General features: G+C 54.0%; 10 protein-coding genes. 7 read left to right on the forward strand and 3 right to left on the reverse strand.

Annotation, left to right across the window (positions count from 1 at the left end; genetic code table 11):
• Positions 1-338: 338 nt before the first annotated feature.
• From A6U86_RS27470 to A6U86_RS27485, 4 genes are all read left to right on the forward strand, one after another.
• Positions 339-1,409, forward strand: a complete 1,071-nt coding sequence (locus A6U86_RS27470) for a GSU2403 family nucleotidyltransferase fold protein (RefSeq protein ID WP_068397977.1) — start codon at positions 339-341, stop codon at positions 1,407-1,409.
• 987 nt (positions 1,410-2,396) lie between these two features.
• On the forward strand, positions 2,397-2,804 hold the full coding sequence (locus tag A6U86_RS27475) for a response regulator transcription factor (protein WP_068397980.1): 408 nt from the start codon (positions 2,397-2,399) through the stop codon (positions 2,802-2,804).
• A 1,649-nt stretch (positions 2,805-4,453) separates the two neighbouring features.
• Positions 4,454-5,851, forward strand: a complete 1,398-nt coding sequence (locus A6U86_RS27480) for an HlyD family secretion protein (protein WP_068397983.1) — start codon at positions 4,454-4,456, stop codon at positions 5,849-5,851.
• Positions 5,848-7,950 carry a peptidase domain-containing ABC transporter gene (locus A6U86_RS27485; protein ID WP_068397985.1) on the forward strand — a complete coding sequence of 701 codons (2,103 nt, stop codon included), beginning with the start codon at positions 5,848-5,850 and terminating at the stop codon, positions 7,948-7,950. Before A6U86_RS27480 ends, A6U86_RS27485 begins: the two co-directional genes overlap by 4 nt.
• Positions 7,951-8,294: 344 nt before the next feature.
• Here A6U86_RS27485 and A6U86_RS27490 read toward each other — a convergent pair whose 3' ends face one another.
• Complete coding sequence (locus A6U86_RS27490) at positions 8,295-8,876, reverse strand: ABATE domain-containing protein (protein WP_198929098.1); 582 nt, start codon at positions 8,874-8,876, stop codon at positions 8,295-8,297.
• A 300-nt stretch (positions 8,877-9,176) separates the two neighbouring features.
• Here A6U86_RS27490 and A6U86_RS27495 point away from each other — a divergent pair, with 300 nt between their 5' ends.
• On the forward strand, positions 9,177-9,689 hold the full coding sequence (locus A6U86_RS27495) for a lipocalin-like domain-containing protein (RefSeq protein ID WP_198929099.1): 513 nt from the start codon (positions 9,177-9,179) through the stop codon (positions 9,687-9,689).
• Between the two features lie 538 nt (positions 9,690-10,227).
• Here the strand turns inward: A6U86_RS27495 and A6U86_RS27500 are convergent.
• Positions 10,228-13,344, reverse strand: coding sequence for a response regulator (locus tag A6U86_RS27500; RefSeq protein ID WP_083197002.1), 3,117 nt, complete (start codon positions 13,342-13,344; stop codon positions 10,228-10,230).
• A 143-nt stretch (positions 13,345-13,487) separates the two neighbouring features.
• On the opposite strand from A6U86_RS27500, the gene A6U86_RS36060 reads away from it, so the two are divergent.
• The gene (locus A6U86_RS36060) at positions 13,488-14,582 is read left to right on the forward strand and encodes a histidine kinase dimerization/phosphoacceptor domain -containing protein (RefSeq protein ID WP_272955758.1); all 1,095 of its coding nucleotides are present in this window, start codon (positions 13,488-13,490) and stop codon (positions 14,580-14,582) included.
• Between the two features lie 3 nt (positions 14,583-14,585).
• The gene (locus tag A6U86_RS27510; protein WP_068397994.1) at positions 14,586-15,032 is read left to right on the forward strand and encodes a response regulator; all 447 of its coding nucleotides are present in this window, start codon (positions 14,586-14,588) and stop codon (positions 15,030-15,032) included.
• Positions 15,033-15,125: 93 nt separating this feature from the next.
• On the opposite strand, the gene A6U86_RS27515 is transcribed toward A6U86_RS27510, so the two are convergent.
• The gene (locus tag A6U86_RS27515) at positions 15,126-15,566 is read right to left on the reverse strand and encodes a TspO/MBR family protein (RefSeq protein WP_244510116.1); all 441 of its coding nucleotides are present in this window, start codon (positions 15,564-15,566) and stop codon (positions 15,126-15,128) included.
• Between the last annotated feature and the right edge of the window lie 296 nt (positions 15,567-15,862).

The raw sequence follows: 15,862 nt of genomic DNA on the forward strand, positions 1-15,862 counted from the left end.
TAGCCCTCGCTGAAAACACGCAGGGCAAGGTTCAAACATGGGTCAATTCTCAATGGAAATATCTGCCACCAACGGGTCAGTTCCTACCGGAAATCAACATTGCTTGCTTAAATAGCATTTTCGGCGGCGTTATAATGTCTCGGCTGAAACATTATAACCGACGGTCCATTGACTAAGGAATAAGGGAGTTATAATGTTTCTGTCAGAACATTATAACGGATTAACGCCCGCGATGAGCTTGGACGATTTCTTCTAAGGAAGGCGAGGGATTCGAGCAGGCAATGGCCGATCTGAGGGGTAAGAAATAGGCTGCGGCAAACGCGAAGGAAGAGCGAGGCATGAGGCGGATCGACATCACATATCGAACGATGTTCGCGGAGCTGGCGCAGCGTTCGCTTGATGGGCAATTTCAAGCCGATTTCCCACTTGAGGGCCGGTTCGTCACGGTCCCCGTCAAGGGCCGCGACTACTGGTATTTCGATCTCCCTACCCCTGAGGGCGACAAGCGGCGCTATGTGGGGCCTCACAGCGACGAAGAGATCACAGCTCGAGTGAACGCCCACAAAGAAATCAAGGACGATCTCCGCGAGCGTAGGCGGATGGTCGGGACGCTCCTGCGAAGCGGCGGGATGCAGGGGCCGGACGATTTCGCGGGCGACATCACGAAGGCCCTCGCGGACGCAGGCCTCTTCCGGCTGCGGGCCGTCTTGATCGGATCTGTGGCATTCGGCTGCTACGCGGGCCTGCTCGGTGTTCGGCTGCCGTCGACGGCGATGCAAACGGGGGACGCCGATTTCGCGCAGGATTTTGCGATCAGCTCGGAGGTCGGGGATAGCCTGCCGCCCGTTCTGGAAATCCTACAGTCTATCGACAAGACATTCCGGGCAGTCCCACACCAGGCTGACAAGGCAAAGGTCGTCGCGTTCGTGAATAGCAAGGGTTACCGTGTGGAATTCCTGACGGGCAACCGGGGATCGGACGAGCATACGGGCAAACCGTCGCCCATGCCCGCCCTCGGCGGCGCGTCGGCGGAAAGCCTGCGGTTCCTCGATTACCTAATCTACGAGCCTGTGCGGACCGTCCTGCTGCACCGTCAAGGAGTGAGCGTGATCGTCCCGACTCCCGAACGATATGCTGTCCACAAGCTCATCGTGGCCTCGAGGCGGCTCACTGACGCACTTGGGAGGGCAAAGCGCGAGAAGGATGTCCTGCAGGCCTCGTTGCTCTTCGAGGCCCTACTAGAGACGCGACAAGGTGATGTGCTGGCCGACGCCTACCGTGAGGCATGGGATCGGGGCAAGGCATGGCAGGAGGGCATCATTTCCGGATTGGCGATGATGCCTGGTAATGGCAAGGCGGCACTAGCGACTGCCATGGGTGTATCTAAGGATGAACTTGGGAAGGGATAACATCGTAGCGGATCTTCTCGGGCCGCCCGATGGCTCTCGTCGCCCGGGTCGTTATCCCGCGTCTGACGGTCCGAACTATCGCAAAACTGTAACACCAAAGGGTATGGTTTCAAGGATTCAGATGGATGGAGCGTTGAGTTTCCAACGCGATTTGACCCGTTTCTTTGACGGGCGTCGGGCCGCCAGCTTTTCAGTGATTGCCGGCTTCCGCAACAAGCGCGCTCAGCAGGCGTGCTGGGAATGAAAAACGGGTTCGACGGTCCAAAGTGCACTGTGATTTGTGAAATTTCTCAACACCATACGAAAGAGTAGCCGGATTACCGAAACGGAAAAATGGGTAAAATTGGAGCGCAAATCAACAGTGAAGGAAATTTCGGCTAGCCACTAAAATATGAATCGTAACCTAATTGACAGGTTACGTGCCTCGTCGCTATGCTGCGCTTGCCGTAAGGAACAAAGACACGTGCACACCAATGATGAAACCCCGATCGAAACAACCTCCCGCGTATGGCTTGATGAATGATATTGCGGAAGTCTTGGTATGAACGTCGGAAGCCAGAATGCGCGGCTGGGACTAACCGATCTCAAGGATCGCTTTATGATCGAATCTATTTTCCCCATTGATCGGGATCGCTGCCGCGGAGATGAAGATATCGCCTTTAGCAGTGGTGCGAGGCGCGAATATGGGGGCACTATTGTGGTCCGAAATGGATCTCAGGCTCTCTGCCAAGAGTCCCTATGCTTGGAAACATCAAGTGGCTGTATGATACGAAGAACGGCTGGACGGAGCGCCAACCTTGACTTTTCCGTTCGAGGGGCCCCGACCTTTCACCGATGGTCTCTTCGTTCGTTTCGGGAATTGGCATGCTTGCAATTATTGATGGCTTGGGCTTCCGCGTTCTTCGTGCCTAGAATCCGGAAGGGATTATTATCGTGTCTTTGCGGTTCCGCCGCCCTCACGTCTTGCCAAATCTTGGGTAAGCCGTAATGGCTACCGCATATGGGGGGCGGACGCGCAAGATAATTGCGCTTGCGGAATTTACAGATGATCAGGAGCTCCTGAAGCTACGTCGGCAGCTTCCCGAGGTTGTCTTGTTTGAGTTAGGCGAAAATGTTGATGGGTTGACCGTGTTGCGCCAGATCATGACGACCCTACGCAAACAAGACGCTGGTTGTGTCGAAATCCCGCCACTGGCGATGCCCCTGATGACGCGCCGGCAGTGGCAAATACTGCAGCTGATTGCGCAGGGACAAACGAACAAGGAAATCGCACGGCTCCTCAAGCTTTCGCCGTTCACCGTGCGCAACCATATCTCGTTGCTCTTTCGGATCCTCAACGCCACGACCAGGGAAGAGGCGGCGGCGGCTCTACAATCCGGCAAAGGTCCGTTTTAAGGCGGAAGCAGCCTTCTGTATGATCTCGAATATTTTCGATGCAGGCGGCGCTGTAATTCAACCGGACGCGATTGACACCAGGACCATGAAATGCCGGCGCCAATTGAAACGAGTCATTTTATGGACGTGGCGTGCCTGACTACAACAAAGATATCGGCGCCGCTCGGATCGAATTTCATATTTCGTCCTGATCCTTGCTGAAGGTCTCCTTTGAGGAAGATGTGTGAGGCATCGTGCTCATGTCTATGATCGGCACGAATATGTCATCGGAAGACAAAACCGTCGTTACCACGCGCGAACAGCGCAAGCATACGGCTGGGCCATTCTCGGCATACCATCTGCAAGTCCTTCGAATATTGCACGCCGGCAAAGAGCTTTCTACGGGCGCCACTTTTTCAGCAATGTTCCTCCCGAGGCGGCAACCGTGTCCATCAAACTGGGCGCACGCTCCCCTTTCACACTTGGCGGAAAGCCGCAAAATCCGGGTCGGCAAAACTCCGGCATCGACCTGTCTAAGCGCGTCTTCTACCAAAACGCCCACACTCTGGGAAACATACGACACCTGCGGCTCATCCGCGGATGCCAAAACCACTCCAAGTAGCTTGACGTCTCGTCCGTCGGGAGATGCACTCGGACAAGAATACTCTTTCACCTTATGTGGCGATTTCCTGGGCAACCCAATCACCTCGCGTTAGAAGAAAAGGAAAATAGGGCATTTGATCGGACAAAAGCACCTATTAACGTCGAGATCTTTGTCGCCCTCTATGGCCACGTCTTCCTCTGCCACGAAATGAAAAAGATCGAATGCATATAGCTGGCTTTGCGAAACACTCGCTACTTTGTAGAGGACAACGAATTTGTTGGGACAAATCCCGCCGGGCGAGAGTAGGTCGTTTGTCCGCCGGATGTGACGTCGATCCCGCCGGCAACCGCATCAATTTCACTCTGTTGTAGAGACGCTACTCTATCCCTTTCAACTTGAGAAGCTTTCTGAATGATGGCACTCAGTTCCTCGTAATTACATACAGTTCTACGTTTCATGGTGCATTTTTCCGCTGATTGAGATTGTAATATTCAATGCTCGGGTAGGCTATCGGCGTTTCTATCGATATTCAATGTACGATTGGCATCAACAATCACGTTTGATGCACCAGTGCATACCAGTATGTACCACCATGCAATGGTACATACTGGTACTTACGCTCCTATTGAATTAAACCAGGATTCTAACATATGGCTTATCTGTTGATAGGATAAAACATCCAATCGGAGAGAAGTTATGAAGGCAGAACGTAAGTTGAAAGAAGATATGCAATTGCTCACTCTTGAGGAACTGCAGGATGTATCCGGTGGAGATACATGGTCGTGTACGGTACAAACCAATCCAACATCAACCGATGTGCACTGTGTCAATCAACAGACAGGCCAGCGCGTGTCGGCGATATATTACAAATAATTTTATGCTCTCATTTTGAGCGATAGTTATTTGGAAGAGGCACCGGCGCGCCAGAGCGTTATCTGAGGCGCGTCGGTGTCGCAAGCGGCTGGACTGCGCGCACCAAGGTGATCGCATGTGAGGAAGCCCCTCACTTCCTCGATTGGTTCAGGGATAAAATATTTCATGGCGCGAATATAGAGGTTGTTGGAAGTTGTGGCTCGATACGACCGAGAGGTTGAGACGCTCTGCCTCGCATGACGACGGACAAACCAGTGCCGTTGCGGGCATTTCTATATCGCCTGAGATCGGCCGTGATACTCTCTTTCGCCGAGAAGCTGTTGATGCCCGACGCGATCAATGGTTCGGTCCGACGCAGTTGGCCGTTTCGCTCAGTCTCAAGATCGTCGCCCCGATAGCAATCTGTCTCGCTGTCGCCACGATGATCTTGCTGTTCAGTGGATCTTATTCCCGGCGCACGACAGTTAGCGGTGTCCTTTTGCCGACTGAAGGTGTCACAAAGATTCGAGCCCCCATCAGGGGGCGCATCGCTGAACGTATGATCAGCGAATCCCAGTCTGTGCATCAGGGTGACTTACTATTTGTCCTAGACGTGGACAACGTGTCTGGCCTGGGTGAGACGCAGGCGGCGGTGACCGCTGAATTACGTCAGCAGAGAAGCGAGTTGGCAGCCGAACGAGACCGACAAAGCGACCTCAACGATTTACAAAAGGTATCGCTCGCGGAGCAGGAAGATTTTGCCGGGCGAGAGCTCACACAGATTGAAAAGCAAATTGACGTGTCGGAAAAAAATGCCGAAGCGCTGGGCCTCAGTTTCGAGCGCTACAAGGGATATCTCGCACGGCAAATTGTGATTGAGACGCAGGTGGATGCCAAAAAACAGGACTACATCGCCGCGCAACAGCAGCTTGAGGCATTGAAGAGAGAGCAGATCCAACTTGAGGGCAAGCGGCAAGATCTCCGCTCTCAACTCAACGCGATCGCAATTCGGAAGGCGTCGACACTTGGGGACCTTGCTCGCCAGATCGCGCAGATTGACCTCTCGATTGCCGAAGGAGAAGCCAAGCACGAGATCAGGCTGACCGCGCCTCGCGATGGTGTCGTAACGGGTGTTGTCGCCAACGCCGGCGAGATCATCGAAGTTGGTTCGCCAATGGCCACGATCTTACCGGCCGCGCCGCATTTCCAGGTTCAACTTGGGGCCCCCAGCAGCGCAATTGGCTTCCTGCAAGTGGGGCAACCGGTGACACTTCGCTACGAAGCTTTTCCTTATCAGAAGTTCGGCCAATATTCCGGGCGCGTCACCGCCATTTCCCGGACGGCGCTGAGATTGGAGGAGCTGACAGATCTTGGAACTGCAGGGCTGGGGCGAGAAAATGCGGCGTCGCAAAGTGGAGAAAACATGTATCGAATTACGGTGCAGCCTGATCAAATGACAGTTCACGCGTATGGAAAGGCTCAGGTTCTTACGTCCGGAATGGTTGTCCACGCCACGATCTTTCTTGACCGCAGGCCACTCTATGAATGGATTCTCGATCCGATTTATAGCCTCAAAGGCGCGGTCTCATCGACGCAGAAGGTGCCGTCATGAGTGTCCTTGGTCGGCTTAGTCTGGGCTTGGCGCGCCGCGTCCCGGTGATCTTGCAAACAGAAGCGGCAGAATGTGGCCTTGCCAGTCTGGCCATGATCGCCAATTTCCATGGCCATGATCTAGATCTTCAGGCGATGCGCAGACGCTACCCGATGACGATGAAGGGGATGACGTTGCGGGCACTCATCGGGTTGGCACAGCGTCTCGACATGACGCCGAGAGCGTTAAAGCTCGACCTCGCTGCTCTCAATCAATTGAAACTTCCTTGCATACTGCATTGGGATCTCAATCATTTCGTCGTTCTGACCGAGGTCCGCACCCGAGGAGTCCTGATCCACGATCCAGCCAGGGGGCAACGCTTCTTATCTTATCGCGAAACCTCCGAGCACTTTACCGGCGTCGCGCTGGAAGTATTGAGAAATACCAGTTTCAAGCCGATCGAGGAACGGCGATTTATTCGCGTCTCGGAAATGGCCAGGGGAGTGCAAGGTCTCGGCAAGTCCATTACTCTTGTGCTCCTCATTTCCGTTGCCATAGAAATCTTCGCATTGTTGGTTCCCATTGGAATGCAGCTTGTAGTTGACCAAGTCGCCGTTACCGCTGATCTCTCCTTGCTTTCCATCATTGCAGCGGCGCTCGCCTTACTGGTACTCTTTCAAGCCGGCTCGCGCCTTGTTCGGTCCTGGTCGATCATGGTGATGGCAACAAACCTTACGGTTCAGTTTTCCTCAAGTCTGTTTAGTCACCTCGTGCGACTGCCAGTCGACTATTTCACAAAGCGTCATGTCGGTGACGTCGTCTCCCGTTTTTCATCACTCGATCAAATCCAGAGGACGCTGACCGGAAGCCTGGTGACGCCTCTGATAGATGGTGTAATGGCCATTGGCATGCTTGCAATGATGGCGATTTATGGGGGTTGGTTGGTTTCGATTCCTGTTGTTACGACGTTGGTCTATATCGTGATCCGGGTCGCAGCCTATGCACCATATCGACAAGCATCGGAGGAACAGATCGTCTTCTCGGCAAAACGCGACACGCATCTGATGGAAACGGTCCGTGGAATCCTAAGCCTTAAATTGTTTGACCTAAGACTAAGGCGTCAGCTGGGTTGGCTCAATCTCCTTATCAACAGCACCAACGCCAAGCTACGCATGGACAAGCTCGATATCTTTTTCGCCGCTGGAACTGAAACTCTCTTTGGCCTTGATCGAGTGGCCATGTTGTATCTCGGGGGCGTGGGTATCGTTGCCGGGCATCTCTCGGTTGGTATGCTACTGGCATTTTTATCTTACAAGGACGATTTCACCCGCCGCATCGAGAGTCTGATCAATACCGCCATCCAATTCCGTATGCTTTCGTTGCACACCGAACGGGTCTCCGATGTTGTATTGAGCCAGCCGGAAGAGGATGGCCAAGATCTGCCGATGCTGAAGCTATCCAGGCCGGGCGCGCTTGAAGTCCGTAGGCTCTCCTTCAGCTATGGGGAAGGAGAGTCTGAAATACTGCGCAATTTCGACTTTGCTTTCGAACCGGGGGAATGCGTCGCCATAGTAGGGCCGTCGGGATGTGGCAAGTCGACTCTTCTCAAAATCTTGGCCGGCGTCATAGCACCCACATCGGGTGAAATACTCATCGGTGGTGCGCCAATCCGAACGATCGGTCTTTATAATTATCGCAACCTCGTTGCCTGTGTAATGCAGGGCGATCAGATGTTTGCCGGTTCAATCGTCGATAACATCACCGCGTTTGATCCCAAGCCGGATTTCGAGCGTGTGGTAAGTTGCGCCCAGACCGCGGCGTTGCATTCCGACATTTTGAGAATGCCAATGAGGTACCAAACTTTGGTCGGGGACATGGGGTCGACCTTATCGGGAGGGCAGGCGCAGAGGTTGTTTCTTGCTCGAGCCCTCTATAAGCAGCCGACCTATCTTTTTCTCGACGAAGCAACCAGTCATCTCGATGAAGCGAACGAATCAATTGTCAATGACGCGATCCAGCAATTGAAACTGACACGGATTATCGTCGCCCACCGACCGTCAACCATTGCGAAAGCAGACAGAGTCGTTGATTTCAATGCCCAAATTATTGATACTCTATGAGAATTACAAATGTGTGGCCGTTTTAGATATAGCAACCGTCATTGGTCGAATGAGGCCCCGTCATCTGTTAACAACAGGCGTTGAATTCCACCATGGTTTCACCCGGTTTTCCGCTTGGCGTTGACCCAATAGGGCCGAGACAGGCGTTTGAAATCGTTGAGAACTTTGAAACATCTGCGGTTGTTCGCGAAATGGCAAATGATGTGGCTTTCACGTGGAATTCAACAGCCATAGCTCAGCTTTCGCTTGAAACAGATTGTTTTTGCCAATCGAAGAATCCGGCTGCGTCGTAATCGCCGCTCCGACGCGGGATGGATAGAAAACAGTCCCAGCTGGTTCTCGCATCAGCTGGCAGCCTTTCTTCGGCGGAACTCACGCACCTTGGCCTGGTTACCGCAGCCGGCCATCGAGCACCAGCGCCGATCACCCGCCCGCGATGTATCAAGAAAAAATATTGTACAGGTCGCTGACTCGCATTGCCTTACACGGCCCGCCTGCGGGCCGCCCAATAGAAGAATAGCCTCCCGTGCCACCGTCGAAAGCAATGCGGAGACGGTTCCATCGAACTTTATGGCAGCATTTGCATCGAGTTGAGGCACTGACGATGGCTTCGCTGCAATATCGTTGAGCAGCTTGCGCGCGGACGGTGCGTCTTCTCCGCTCAATCTGGCGCTTGAAACGGCAAATATCCCCTCGCGCAAGGCGCGCGCCTCCTCGAGATCTTTCACCTCTACATCTGGAGCGCTCGGCACGATGCCAGCCGCTACGAACCACCGTCCGAGGTCCGCCGGCATGGCCAGGCGCTCGCGCGGGACCGGCTTCAATCGTGCCGCCAGCGTGGCCGTCAGGTCCAAAGCATTATGACCACCACGGAAACGGAAACCGTCACGCTCCTCCGGTCGCTTCGTTTCATCTCGCATAGTCATCGAACTTCTTGAGGAATCACCGCCCCAAGCCTAGGTTGAGCTGTAACTTCATGACATAGTTACAAAATGGAGGAAAGACAAGGGTGCATGCGTGCGTGCATTTCGGATGCTACTGCGCAGAATGTCATGCGAGATGGCAGCTCTCGAGGGTTTGACATCGAAGTCTATCGGTCAAAAAAGCGACAGAACGTTCGACATTCTCGCCGCTTTGAAAGCTCCTTGACAGATTTCATTTCTTATCACACTATTTCTTGTAACCTATTAGATAGGTTACATCTCTCTGCGAGATGGAGACAAAGCGTGAGGTTTTTTCGAAAAGCATTCGCGGGACCAGTTGTTGCAGCAGTGATGGCGGTGGCGTTCGTTGACCTCAGTCACGCTGAGGAACTTCGATCCCTCGAAGGAACGTGGGTGCTGGATCAGGCGTTCGAGATCCATGGTGACGGAAGTACAGGCACGCTCTATGGGCCACACCCTAAGGGGTTGCTTTCGGTGGACGCCAGCGGTCGTTACAATCTGCAGATATTCAAGGTCTACCGACCCATCTTTGCCAGTGGCGACAAGGCCCATGGCACGGCCGAAGAGTATAGGGCGGCGGTGCTGGGTTCCAGCACGCATTTCGGCAAAGTTTCGATCGACACCGCGCATCACCAGCTAATTTTCGATGTTGAGGCTGCTTCGTTCCCCAACTGGGAAGGCAAACAGCAAGTCCGGGACTTTACTTATCAGAATGGGCTTTTGTCTTATGCTGTACCGCCGTCCGTTGACGGCACGACCGCGTATTCGGTTTGGCGGCGGCCGGACGGCAAATGATGTCAGTGAGATATGTGGTCGACACACTAGACACATGGGAGGCAGAAGATGAGCGGTAGGCGTCCGGGCGAGACACTTGTCGTTATCGGTGGCAGTTCAGGTATTGGAGTGGCGGTCGAACTGCTTGGGGTGATTTCCACGCCAATGTTCCCCCTGTTTGCATTTCGAAATTGCCCAAGGTTCGGTCTTATTTGTGAAACCTTTCAGGGCTGTGTGAACGAGAAGCTGGGTTAGCGCAAAACGGAAAAGTGGGTCAAATCGTTGCGCAACTCAACAGTCGGAGCCTTGTTAGTGTTGATCACGGTTGGCTTTTCCCACTGCTTCAGGCGCTACTAGATAGCGCAGGTCTCACACTTGGGTCTGTCAAGGTGTCTGCGTCGCACACGGTATTGCCGTATCGACATATGCGCGAGGCAGGAGATCAATTCCGCCACGATCGTTCGCTGTCCTTTGATTGATGTCTATTCTCTACCAATCGACAAAGCGCTCGTCGGATACTCAGTTTCAAAGGCATTGTCGGTAGCAATAATGCTGGACGTTAGCCATCACTTTCCAAGCTATGTGCCTGCCCCGAGGCACGAGACCGGCTCGATGAAACAGCAGCGATCAATTGTCTCTCGTTATATGGTTTCGCCAGGATCGCTACTCCGTTGGCAGCGCTGACACGAGAGGGATCGCCCGTTGCAAAGACAATAGCGGCCGACGGTCGCAATGTTTGCGCACGTTCCGCAAGCTCTGCACCGGAAGCGCCCGGCAAGTTGACATCCGTCACCAGCACATCGAAAGGAACGGTTTCAAGAGCCACCATCGCTTCCTCGGCGCTCGCTGCCTCTACAACTATATATCCCGCCTCCTGCAAAATATCAGCGGTGTTCATCCGGATGAGGGCATCGTCTTCGACGAGCACTACGGTTAGCTGCTTGGCAGCATCAGGTCTTTCCGAAGGCTCGCGTGTCGGAACCGGAAGAGCCGTAGAGGGCGGCCGGTTTCGTTGGCGCTGGTTGTTGAGTACATGCCGAAATTTCCTGGCGAGGGCGTCGCGGCTGTATGGCTTCGATAGCAATTCGACGCCGGCATCGAGTTTGCCACCATGCACGATAGAGTTCTCGGTATAGCCTGAGGTGAACAGAACGGCGATGTTGGGCAGCCGCTCGCGCGCCTTTCGCGCAAGCTCAGGGCTTTTAAGGGTTCCCGGCATGACCACATCCGTAAAGAGGATGTCGATCGGAATGCCGCTATCTATCACATTGAGGGCGCTGGCAGCATCTGTCGCCTTAAGCACGCGGTATCCGAGATCTGCCAGCAGCGCCACAACCGTTTCTCGTACGGCTTCATCGTCTTCAACCACCAAAACGGTTTCGGTACCGCCCGCAATAGGCCCGTTCTCGACGGCGACTTCTATATCTTCCGATTGCAATGCGCGCGGCAGATAGAGCTTGATCGTTGTTCCGTGGCCGAGTTCGGAATAAATCTTCACGTGGCCGCCGGATTGTTTGACGAAACCATAAACCATTGACAGTCCAAGACCTGAGCCTTTCCCCTCGGCTTTCGTCGAAAAGAACGGTTCGAACACCTTGTCGATTATCTCAGGAGGCATTCCCGATCCGGTATCCGTCACTGCAAGCAAGACATATTGGCCCGGCGTTACTTCTTCATGGTTTCGCGCATAGGCATCGTCTAGATGAGAATTGGAGAGTTCGACGGTCAACTTGCCGCGGCCATCCATCGCATCACGAGCGTTGATGGCTAGATTTAAGAGAGCGTTCTCGATCTGAGCCGGGTCTATAAAGGTATTCCACAACCCACCGGCAACGACGGTTTCTACCTCGACGGCTTCACCGATCGCGCGCCTCAGCATGTCGTCCATGCCTTGCACAAAGCGGCTTACATTGACGACTTTGGGTTCAAGAGCCTGCCTGCGACCAAAAGCAAGAAGCTGGCTTGCCAGCTTCGCACCGCGGCTGACACCCGCCATCGCATTGGCAACCCGGGTTTCGGCTCGCTCGTTGCCGGCTATGTCCTTGGCAAGAAGAGCAAGATTGCCTGATACAACCTGCAGTAAGTTGTTGAAGTCGTGCGCCACGCCGCCTGTTAGCTTTCCGACTGTTTCCAGCTTCTGCGATTGGGCAAGTTTTGCTTCGGCCCGTCGCCTCTCGTCAATCTCGGCGATGACGCGCGCCTCGAGGGTTTCGTTGAGTTCGCGCAGCTGCTCCTCGGCGCGCTCGCGGTGGCGCACCTGCCGCGCCAACGCATCTGCCTGCTCACGCAAGGCGGCCTCGGCGGCGCGCTGATGGGTGATGTCGGTATGGACGCCGACCCACTCGACGATATCGCCAAGAGCGTTCAACATAGGCAAAGCCCGGATGGCGAATTGACGCCAGGCACCATCATGACGTCGAACACGATGTTCATGAACAAACATGGATTTGGTCGCTACCGCATGCTGCCATGCGGCGACACTTGCGGTTGAATCGTCAGGATGCACGACGGTCGCCCATCCATAACTCTGATATTGTTCGAACGTCTGACCCGTCAGCGCCGCCCAGCCAGGCTGCTCACCGAGCATTTGCCCGTCGGCGCTGTTGGTCCATAAGATGCCATGAACCGCGCCCATGGCCGTTTGGAAGCGGCCGTTGCTGATTTCCAGCGCCGCTTCGCGAAGCGCCCGATCCTGCACATCAATCCCGAGAATATAGACACCGGGGATCGATCCATCGGGTTCAATGCGAGGCACATAGCGTACCTCCAGGCGTCTGACCGATCCGTCTCGATGAGGCATATCCGTTTCGGAAGAAAATGTTTCCCCGGCCAATCCGCGATCTATCGAAGGATAGCGGTCATTATAGGCCGCTTCTCCTATCATATCGCGGATGTGGTTGCCGATCATGGCTTCCGGCTCGACTCCGAACCAATCACGGTAGGCGCCGTTCGCAAAGCGATAGACATGATCGCGATCGACATACGAAATCAGCATTGGCACAGCATCCGTAACCCGGCGGAGCTCCACCTCGCTCGCCGCGAGGCGCGTTTCCATCAGGATACGTGCGCTGTTGTTCACGATTGTGCACATGACGCCGCCGACGCTACCGTCGCCGTCGTAGACTGGTGTATAAAAAAGATCGAGGAACATCGTCTGCGGGCCGTCTGGGCGCTGTAAAACGATTGGCTGATCGCGGTGGAAGACCGTATCACCCCTCAAACCTGCTTCAAGAATGGGCCGATTCCAGTCCCAGACCTCAGGGAATGCCCGGGCCACAGGCACACCAAGCGCCATGGGATGACGTTCGCCGGCGATCTCCCTGTAAGCGTCGTTATAAAGCATGATGTGGTCAGGACCCCACATCAAGACCTTGGCGACGGGGGAGTTGACGATATTGGCAACGGTGGCCCGCAACTCGTGGGACCACGTTGCGATCGTGCCCAATAGGGTCTGGCCCCAATCCTTTTCGCGGATAAGCGAGCCACACTCGCCGCCACCCTTTGGCCATCCATCGACGAGCGCTGGCGGGGCAGAAATGAAACCATCGCGCAACGCCAGCAAAGCCGCGTGAACGACTTCATTCGCGCTGGCATAATCGCCGGACGCCAAGCGTTCGGTTATGAATCCCTCAAGTTCGGGAGGGAGTGAGACGCTGATGGATGAACGATTGACCATACTTTTCCGTGCCACCTGCCAAATCCTGTGTCAACAGATGTCAGAGCGTGCTTCGGTAGCCGTTGTGTTTTTAAGCAGGAACCAATCGGCGAATTGTGACGTTTCCCGGGTCCCTTGTCATTTTAAGAATGTTTGGAGGTACCTTGGAACAACGAGACGATTGGCACCTGACGGACAGGCTTCACTATTCGCACGGCAGAGGCGATCCTTTTGCCGCGGCAGTACGCGCAACCAGAATGCCGATGGTTATTACCGATCCATCGCAGGCAGATAACCCGATTGTCTTTTGCAACACGGCCTTCCAGCTGCTCACAGGCTACGATCAATTGGAGATTCTGGGCAAAAATTGTCGTTTTCTTCAAGGACCGGAAACAGATGCAGGGGCGGTTGCTCAGATTAGATCTGCGATCGCCGATGGGGAAAGCATTTCCGTCGAAGTTCTCAACTACCGAAAGGACGGTTCGAAGTTCTGGAACGCCCTTTATCTCAGTCCGGTACGAAACGACGAGGGCCAGATCCAGTTTTTCTTCGCGTCGCAGCTCGACGTGAGCAAGCACGTCGATGCCACGGATAGAGTGCATGAGCAGAAATTGCTTGTGGAAGAAGAGGTTAAGCGCCGTACGGCGGAGCTTGAGGCCGCTCTTGAGGCCAAAACTTTGCTGCTTCACGAAGTCGATCATCGGGTGAAGAACAATCTCACCATGATTGGTTCGCTTCTCCGTTTGCAGTCGCGGGCGATTGGTGACCCTGTGATTTCAGCGAAGCTCGACGCCATGATGGAACGCATTGATGCGCTTGCCAGAGTCCACAGGACACTTTACCAATCCGAGGATGTGAGCAAATTTGATATTGGCGAATTCGCAGTGAAGCTCGCTGAAGATGTAATTGGCGCGAGCGGGCGCGGGGATATTTCTCTGGTTTCTGATGTTGATCAGATTTCGGTCGCCGCCGGGAATGCGTCATCGCTGGGGCTCGTCCTCAATGAGATACTTACCAATGCCATCAAGCATGGTTTCGCTGACGGCAAGGCAGGTAGCATCGAGTTATCGGGTCGTTGTCATGAGAATGACGCGACCATAACCATCACTGACAATGGGGTCGGCATGCCTTATCAGCCGCCCGCAGGCCTCGGTCTAACCTTGATCAGTCGGCTCGCCAAGCAGACAAACGCTACTGTTGAGTGGGCGAGCCTTCCAACGGGCACACGCGTAACCGTTTCCCTGAATGATCGGAACTGACAAATGGAACGCCCCAAGCCGCCGTTAAGCGTTTTAATCGTCGAAGATGAGCCGTTGTTGGTCATGGATGTTATGACGATGATTGAGGACGCCGGTCATATCGTAGTCGGGGATGCTGCTTCCCTATATGAACTCGAGAAAATGCAACCTGTCAGACCGCCGCACATCGCTTTCGTCGATATGCAACTTGCAAACAACTCCAACGGTTTGGATGTCTGTGCATACATAAAGTGCCGTTGGCCAGACACGATTATTGTATTCGTTACGGCGAATCCGAAAAAGATCCCGGATGACTTTGCCGGTGCACACGGTGCGATATCCAAGCCATTCTCTCGGCATGGCTTCATGAACGCTTTGATCTATCTTCAGGAGAGCGTTTGTACACCGCCTCCAGTGAAAGCGATTCCCGGAAGCCTTGTTGCGTCATCAAACTTGTCGGCAACATGGTAAAATGAAGTGTGACTTACTAACAGTAGGTGGTATGCCTGCTGATGATCGAGAACAAACCTTCAATCGACATGGCACATCAATGCGTGGATAAGCTTAGCCGTTCAGTCTCCAGATCTCGAAATTGAGAACTATGGCGAATGCTACCCATGCTGCAACTGGCACCAAGCAATAAGTGGCGCGCGCGTCGAGCCGGCGAAAGCTGTCGATCGTAACGAGAATCAAAAGCCATTGCGGGATAATATCGAGCAGGCCGGCGAGGGGATTATTGAGGCCGAAAAACATCCATGACCAAAGCGCGTTGAGCGCAAGCTGCGCATAAAAGACAACCAATGCCGTCGATCGTCCCGGCTGATCGGATGGTAGATTCCATATGCGCCAGCTGGAATAAGCCATAAGCGCGTAAAGGAGCGTCCACATCGGCCCAAAGATCCAATTCGGCGGATTGAAGTCAGGTTTGGCGAGGTTTGCGTACCAGTTAGCCAGATTGGGGAAAGTGGCCCACTGGCCGAGAAGCAATGCGGCAATGACGGGCATGATCGCCAAAGCCGCATTAATCAAAGGGTTCGATCGGTTTTCGGTATTGGACGACATTGTTTTCCTCGCTCGGCTTTCGCAGTTTGTAACTCGCCATGTTGACGAACGGGAAGCTGTCCATCTGCGATAGTCAAAAATGAGTTGGTGAGTTTCGGTGCTTGCTAAGGGGGGACCTTTCTTTTTAATTTTCAAATCCAATACGAGACTCTATTTGAATTGGATCACGGGATCCAAGCGTCTCGACGTGTCGTATAAGGTGATGAATGTTTCAGCGTTGCAGACTGACTGCGCAAAAA

Source organism: Rhizobium sp. AC27/96, from assembly GCF_001692325.1.
Taxonomy (GTDB): domain Bacteria; phylum Pseudomonadota; class Alphaproteobacteria; order Rhizobiales; family Rhizobiaceae; genus Rhizobium.

Bases quoted from the DNA above. Each gene is read 5' to 3' on its own strand.
- A6U86_RS27515 (WP_244510116.1), bottom strand. From the start codon at position 15,566: ATGCCCGTCATTGCCGCATTGCTTCTCGGCCAGTGGGCCACTTTCCCC.
- A6U86_RS27510 (WP_068397994.1), top strand. From the start codon at position 14,586: ATGGAACGCCCCAAGCCGCCGTTAAGCGTTTTAATCGTCGAAGATGAG.
- A6U86_RS27470 (WP_068397977.1), top strand. From the start codon at position 339: ATGAGGCGGATCGACATCACATATCGAACGATGTTCGCGGAGCTGGCG.
- A6U86_RS27500 (WP_083197002.1), bottom strand. From the start codon at position 13,344: ATGGTCAATCGTTCATCCATCAGCGTCTCACTCCCTCCCGAACTTGAG.
- A6U86_RS27475 (WP_068397980.1), top strand. From the start codon at position 2,397: ATGGCTACCGCATATGGGGGGCGGACGCGCAAGATAATTGCGCTTGCG.
- A6U86_RS27490 (WP_198929098.1), bottom strand. From the start codon at position 8,876: ATGACTATGCGAGATGAAACGAAGCGACCGGAGGAGCGTGACGGTTTC.
- A6U86_RS27485 (WP_068397985.1), top strand. From the start codon at position 5,848: ATGAGTGTCCTTGGTCGGCTTAGTCTGGGCTTGGCGCGCCGCGTCCCG.